Here is a 5,881-nt window from a genome sequence, read left to right on the forward strand (position 1 = left end):
CGGTCTCCCCGAGACCGGCCGCCCTCCGCCGCGTGTGACGGTTTCCCGAGTCACCGTCGCACGCCTTCGTCAGCGGCTGCTCGGACGAGTGCGCCCGGAGCGCCGCAGAAGCCGCAGGCCGAAGAACATTGCGCCGCCGGCGATCGCGAGCCCGGCGGCGACGCGCAGGGAGTCGTCGGTCGGCGCGGTGCTGCCGGTGCCGAGGTCGGCGCCGCCGACCGGCACGAGGTTGCCGAACACGTCGCGTTCCAGCGGCGGCTGGACACCCCCGGTGGTGCCGCCTTCCGTCGCGCAGGACACCTGGAAGACCTTCTGCTTGGCGGCACCGGTCTGGCCGAGGAAGTTCCAGGTGAGCTTGTATTGCCCGTCGGGCAGGGACAGCGGCCCCGTATGGCCGGTGCCGGTGGCGAGCGAGATCGCGCCGCTCAGCGTCGCACCGCCGACGCGTTCGGGTTGCGGGGCGATCGCCCAGGTCACCTGCTGCACCTGGTCGAAGTTGAACGCCGCGAGGTAGAAGGCGCAGACCTTGGGCTCGTTCCGCTGGTCGTCGAAATCGGTCGTGGTGGCGTGGATCTTGACGTCGCCGTTGTCGCCGGGGGCGGCGGCGGCGTTGTCGGGCAGGGCCGCGAGCGTGGCGGCCGAGGCCGCGAGGACGACGGTCGTGAGCGCGAACCCGCGAGGGACGCGGGGCGGCGGCGGTACGGAGGGGACGTGCACGGGAACTCTCCGGGTTTCGCTGGACTGCCTGCCAGTCGGATAGACCGACTATCGGCCCGACCGGGCCGATCGTTGCCGGACTATTACGGCGACGCGCGCAAACGTCACCCGATAGGCGCAGCGTCGGCGAAATTCGGTGCGGCGATATCGCCGCCGGAACGCTCTCCGCCCGGTGCGGCGGTACAACTGGGCTGTTGCGTCGATTCGTTCGCGTTCTCGGACATCGGTTCCGTGTTCCGGACCGACGCGGTGAACGGCGAAGTTGTGGGAGGGTGCGGCGTGTTCCGCGCATCCTGGAGGCGACGCGATGACCGACCGGTTCGGGGCTTTCGACAAGGGTTTGTGGCTGCCCGACGAGCCGATGGCCGAGAACGACCTGACGTCCGGTCACCATGTCCTGTTCGACGGTCCGTTCACGTTTCCGGTGATGGTCGCGCGCCGGACCGCGCTGGACGCGAATATCGCAACGATGGCGCATTACGCACACCGTCACGGTGTCCGTTTCGCGCCGCACGGCAAGACGTCGATGTCTCCCAAGTTGTTCGCGGCGCAACTCGACGCGGGCGCCTGGGGCATCACCGTGGCGACGGCCAACCAGGCGTTGGCCGCGTGGCGGTTCGGGGTGCCCCGGGTCTTCCTGGCGAATCAGCTCCACGACCCGCGCGTGCTGCGGTGGCTCGCGGAAAAAGTCGGTGGCGGCTGGGAGTCGGTGTTCTACGTCGACTCGGCGGAGGGCGTGGCAACCGCGGCGGAGGCGCTTGCCGGCACGCCGGGCGGACGGCTGGACGTGGTCGTCGAGTTGGGCCGTGCGGGCGGGCGTACGGGCTGCCGTTCGGTCGCGGGGGCCGTGGAGGTCGCGCGGGCCGCCGCCGACTCCGGGCTGACTGTGCGCGGGGTCGCCGGTTACGAGGGCGGTCTGGAGAACGCGGAGGCGGTGGCCGCGTGGCTGCGCGGCCTGGCGGCTGCGGGCGACGCGGTCGCCGAGGCGGTTCAGGTACGCGGGAGGCCGATCGTGTCGGCGGGCGGTTCGGCGTGGTTCGACGTCGTGATCGACGTACTGGGGCCGTTGACCGCCCGCCGCGACGTCGTGCTGCGCAGCGGTGCCTACGTGTCACACGACGACGGCTTCTACAGCCGGGTCACGCCCTTCGGCCGTCGGCCGGAGGAAGGCGCTCTGGTCGGGGCGTTGGAGGTCTGGGCGCATGTGCAATCGGTACCCGAGCCGGGGCTGGCCGTTCTGGGGGCGGGTCGCCGCGATGTGCCGTTCGATCTCGGGCTGCCGGTGCCTTTGGAGGTTCGGGCGGCCGACGGCACGCTGCGGCCGGCGTCGGGCATGTCGGTCGTCCGGGTGGACGACCAGCATGCGTACGCCGAGACGAACAGGGTTGCGGTCAGGCCGGGCGAGTTGGTGAGGCTGGGCGTCTCCCATCCGTGCACGGCCTTCGACAAGTGGCGGGTGATCCCGGTGGTGGACGACGGCTACCGGGTCGTCGACGTGCTGCGCACGTACTTCTGACGGGCGGCGGTCAGGGGCCGGGGCGTCGCGCGGGCGGTGAGTCAGCGAATGCGAAGTAGTTGATGTCGCGGGAGAGCCGGTCGAGCAGACGTACGGGCGGGCGGCCGTCGCCGTCGTCCAGGAGAAGTGTGTTCCGCCGCAGTGTGCGTTCCGAGAAGGGCAGCGCGCCGGGGGACAAGTAGCGGATGGCACCGGAGGTGTCGCGGGCCGGGACGATTTCCGAGCGGGCCAGTCGGCTCGCACTGAACGGAATGTCGAGGCGCCCGTCGGCGAATGCGGTCGGAATGGAGTTCAGAAGGTCGCCGGTTTCCAGGAGCGGTTCGATGATCTCGGCGACTTCTTCCTCGATCCAGGCGCATTCCCGGGCGACTTGTTCCTCGTCGACGGCGATGAAGTCGAGCAGTTCCGAGGAGGCGAGGTGGGTGGTGGCAAGGCCCGCCACGTTGGCCTCCGCGTCGGGGACGCCGAAGGCTTCCTGGTGGGTCTTGGTCAGCACCTTGGACGCGCCGCCGAGCCGCGCGGCGAGGGCGCCGTAGAAGATCAGCGCGTCGGCGCGCCGCCGGCCCCGGGGAAACGGGCCCATGTACTGGTGCAGGACGGCGAAGCACTCGACCGACTCGGGCAGGTAGCGGGCGGCAAGGCGCGGGATGCAGCGCAGGGTCGCGGTGTCCTGCACGATCTCGCCGCCTTGCGGGTAGGCGATCGACACGCAGCGCACGCCTTCGCGCACGGCGAGCACGGCTTCGAGGAAGCTGATCGCGAGGCTGATGGACGGCGGCATGAGCACGGCGGTCAGGGTGCCGAAGTACTCACGGTCGACGATGATGCCTTCGCGGGCCAAGTCGCCGCATACAGCGTCGACTTCACGCCACAGGGCGAGTGACTCGGCGATGGGGAAGTTCTTCGCGTACGGCAGGTTGTAGCAGATCCCGCCGCCCTCGAAGGCGGTGAATCCGCTCGCGAGTGTGGTCTCGAACAGCGCCCAGGGGTGCGGGGATCCGTGTCGGATCTGGATCGGTGCCCGTACGGCGTCGTTGAGTTCGCGTCCGCAAATCCATCCGTGGCCGACCAGCGGGTAGCCGTTGAGGTCCTCGGGGCGTTCGCGGATGCAGCGCAGGGCGTGGTCGAAGCGTCGCATGCGGGTGTGCGCGTCGATGGTGAGGGTGTGGATGTCGGGTTGCCCGCCGGCTTCCAGCGCCCGGAGCAGTTCCAGTTGTTCGCGCTGGCTGCCGACACCGCAGCGCGGTTGAACGGCGACTTTCCCGCGGGCTTTGGCGGCGCGCAGGACGTCGGTCACGGTCTGCTTGGGCAGGGCGCGGATGTAGGCGATGCTGTCGGCCAGCGGCGGGAGTTCGGGGGTCTTGAACAGCTCGTCGGTCATGGGCGCGCGTCCTCGCCGGCGGCGTGCACGGTGGTTTCGACACCGTCGGCGGTGCGGGCCGCGAGGAGTTTGTCGAGCAACGCCACGATCTCGTCGGCGTCCTGGAGAATGTGGTCGACGCCGAGGTCGTAGAGCCGTTGGAGGTGGTCGTCCGTCTTGTGGCTGCCGACGGAGAGGTTGCCGCCGAGGACGACCGGGCAGTCGATGCCGGTCTGGGCTCGCTCCTCGGGGAGGTCGAGCAGATCCTCGTACGCGTGCCCGTTGATGCTGCCGATGACTATCGCCTCGGCGTCCGGGTTCTCGCGCAATGCCGCGAAGAACTCCTCGACGGAGGTGTTCACTCCGAGATTGACGACGTGGAAACCCTCGTCGCGCAGGGAATGGGCGATCAGGTGGTTCGCGACGGCGTGGGCGTCGCTGGCTGTGACTCCGAGGATCACGGTGCGGACTTCGCGGGAATTCCCGGCGCGGGACCGTTCGGCATTTTTGCTCACACCGGCCATGACCGACTTCTTTCTGTCGTCGAACGGCTGACCATTCGGCTCGTCCGACGCGACGGAACCGGCGCCGGAATAGCCGAACAGGCGTTACCGTCAGCCAAGTTACGGGAGCCGGACGGGATCGGCATACCTGGAGCGCGCAAACGTGGCGACGTCTGCCCGCGCAACTCGGATAGCGGGGGCGGATGCATGGCGGTACCGGGTTGCGGCGCGATCGGCTCGTGGCGACGTGCCACGGGTCGGGCACGTTGCGGGTGCGCGCGGTCACACATTTGCCCACTGCTTCTCTGACTCGCCGTCAGCTATCGTTGCCGGGCGGGGCAAAATCCCTGACTCGGGCAAGGATATCTGTGGAACCCCCAGGTCAAGGGCCCCTCCCTCCGGTACGGGCACGACCATGGACGGAGACACAATGCACGTCGGTGAGGTCGTAGGCGCCGAGTTGGAACGGTTCGGCAAGCCCCTGGACGGGATCCGGGTGCTCGCCGTCGAGCAGATGCAGGCACTCCCGTACGCGACCCAGATGCTGGCCCGCCTCGGCGCCGAAGTGATCAAGGTCGAGTCCCCCGGCCTGGGCGACTCCGGGCGCGCGTCGCTGCCGTCGATGAACGATCCCGAGGGGCGCCGGGTCGGCGTCACCTTCCTGCGCAACAATCTCGGCAAGCGCAGCATCACCCTCGACCTGAAAACCCCCCGGGGCCTGGAGATTGTCCGCAGGCTGGCCGGGCGGGCCGACATCGTGTGCGAGAACTTCAAGCCGGGCGTGGCCGCCCGCCTCGGCCTCGGGTACGACGACATCGCCGCGCTCAACCCGCGCGCGATCTACCTGTCGGTGTCGGGCTTCGGCAACACGGCCGAGACTCCGTACGAGGGCCGCCCGGCGTACGCGCCCGTCGCCGAGGGCATGGCCGGTCTCTACGAGTTCAAGCGAACCCCCGGCGTGGCCCCGACGGTGTCGCCGATGGGAGCGCTCGGCGACACCGGCTCGGCGCTGTTCGCCGTCATCGGGGTGCTCGCCGCGCTGCGGCACCGCGACCTTACCGGTGAGGGACAGTACGTCGACATCTCCATGTACGACGCCATGGTGGCCCTCAACGACGCCGGGATCAGCTACTGGTCGATGGGCCTCAAGGACCCCGGCCAGGCACCGCTGATCAACCACTCCTTCAAGGCTTTCGACGGCTACCTGATCATCCAGTGCGGTCGCCCGCACATGTTCGCGAGCCTCGCCGCGCTGGTCGGCCATCCCGAGTGGGTCGACGACCCCCGGCTGGCCGGGCCGCAGGACTGGTTCCGCCACATCGAGGACGTCATCCGCCCCGGCATCGAGGCGTGGGCGGCCGACAAGTCGCGTCTGGAGGCGTGCGCCGCGCTGAGCGCGGCGGGCGTGGCGTCCGGCCCGGTCCACAACGCGGGTGACGTCATCGAGGACGAGCACGTGGCGCAACGCAACATGCTCGTGGCGATGGACCGCACCGACGGTGTGCCCGAGCCGATCCTGTCGCCGGGCAATCCGGTCAAGCTCTCGAAGATGGCCGAGGGCCCGTGGACGCGGGTGCCGTGGCTGGGCGAACACACCGAGGAGATCCTGCGCGACGAACTCGGGTTGTCGGACGAGGAGATCGCACGCCTGGTCGAGTCCGGGGCGACCGGCTGATCCCTGTCCTCCCCACCCGAACCAACCTATGCGTCAGATGCGTTCGCGCACCACGGCACGAACAAGCTGGAACCACCGCCCTGTTGGACCGGGGGGCCCCTGCGGGCGCC

Annotated in this window: 5 protein-coding genes; 2 read left to right on the forward strand and 3 right to left on the reverse strand. The window is 69.6% G+C overall.

All coding sequences use genetic code 11. From position 1 onward, the window contains the following. Positions 1-69: 69 nt before the first annotated feature. Positions 70-717, reverse strand: coding sequence for a hypothetical protein (locus ACRX5W_RS13410; RefSeq protein WP_436788296.1), 648 nt, complete (start codon positions 715-717; stop codon positions 70-72). A gap of 307 nt (positions 718-1,024) precedes the next feature. Between ACRX5W_RS13410 and ACRX5W_RS13415 the strand changes: the two genes are divergently transcribed. Then, positions 1,025-2,233: an alanine racemase gene (locus tag ACRX5W_RS13415; RefSeq protein ID WP_436788297.1), complete on the forward strand. Its 1,209-nt coding sequence runs from the start codon at positions 1,025-1,027 to the stop codon at positions 2,231-2,233. A gap of 10 nt (positions 2,234-2,243) precedes the next feature. On the opposite strand, the gene ACRX5W_RS13420 is transcribed toward ACRX5W_RS13415, so the two are convergent. Beyond that, a complete protein-coding gene (locus tag ACRX5W_RS13420; protein ID WP_436788298.1) occupies positions 2,244-3,614 on the reverse strand; it encodes a methylaspartate mutase in 1,371 nt (456 codons plus the stop codon). Next, complete coding sequence (locus ACRX5W_RS13425; protein WP_436788299.1) at positions 3,611-4,117, reverse strand: cobalamin-dependent protein; 507 nt, start codon at positions 4,115-4,117, stop codon at positions 3,611-3,613. The genes ACRX5W_RS13420 and ACRX5W_RS13425 overlap by 4 nt, the downstream gene beginning before the upstream one ends. 394 nt (positions 4,118-4,511) lie before the next feature. Between ACRX5W_RS13425 and ACRX5W_RS13430 the strand changes: the two genes are divergently transcribed. Continuing rightward, entirely contained in the window at positions 4,512-5,771 is a 1,260-nt protein-coding gene (locus ACRX5W_RS13430; protein ID WP_436788300.1) for a CaiB/BaiF CoA transferase family protein, read from the forward strand. Positions 5,772-5,881: the final 110 nt, after the last annotated feature.

The sequence above is a fragment of the Yinghuangia sp. YIM S10712 genome (assembly GCF_051388935.1).
GTDB lineage: Bacteria > Actinomycetota > Actinomycetes > Streptomycetales > Streptomycetaceae > Yinghuangia.

Excerpts from the sequence above, each read along its gene's own strand:
- ACRX5W_RS13415 (WP_436788297.1), top strand. The coding sequence starts at position 1,025 with ATGACCGACCGGTTCGGGGCTTTCGACAAGGGTTTGTGGCTGCCCGAC.
- ACRX5W_RS13420 (WP_436788298.1), bottom strand. The coding sequence starts at position 3,614 with ATGACCGACGAGCTGTTCAAGACCCCCGAACTCCCGCCGCTGGCCGAC.
- ACRX5W_RS13425 (WP_436788299.1), bottom strand. The coding sequence starts at position 4,117 with ATGGCCGGTGTGAGCAAAAATGCCGAACGGTCCCGCGCCGGGAATTCC.
- ACRX5W_RS13430 (WP_436788300.1), top strand. The coding sequence starts at position 4,512 with ATGGACGGAGACACAATGCACGTCGGTGAGGTCGTAGGCGCCGAGTTG.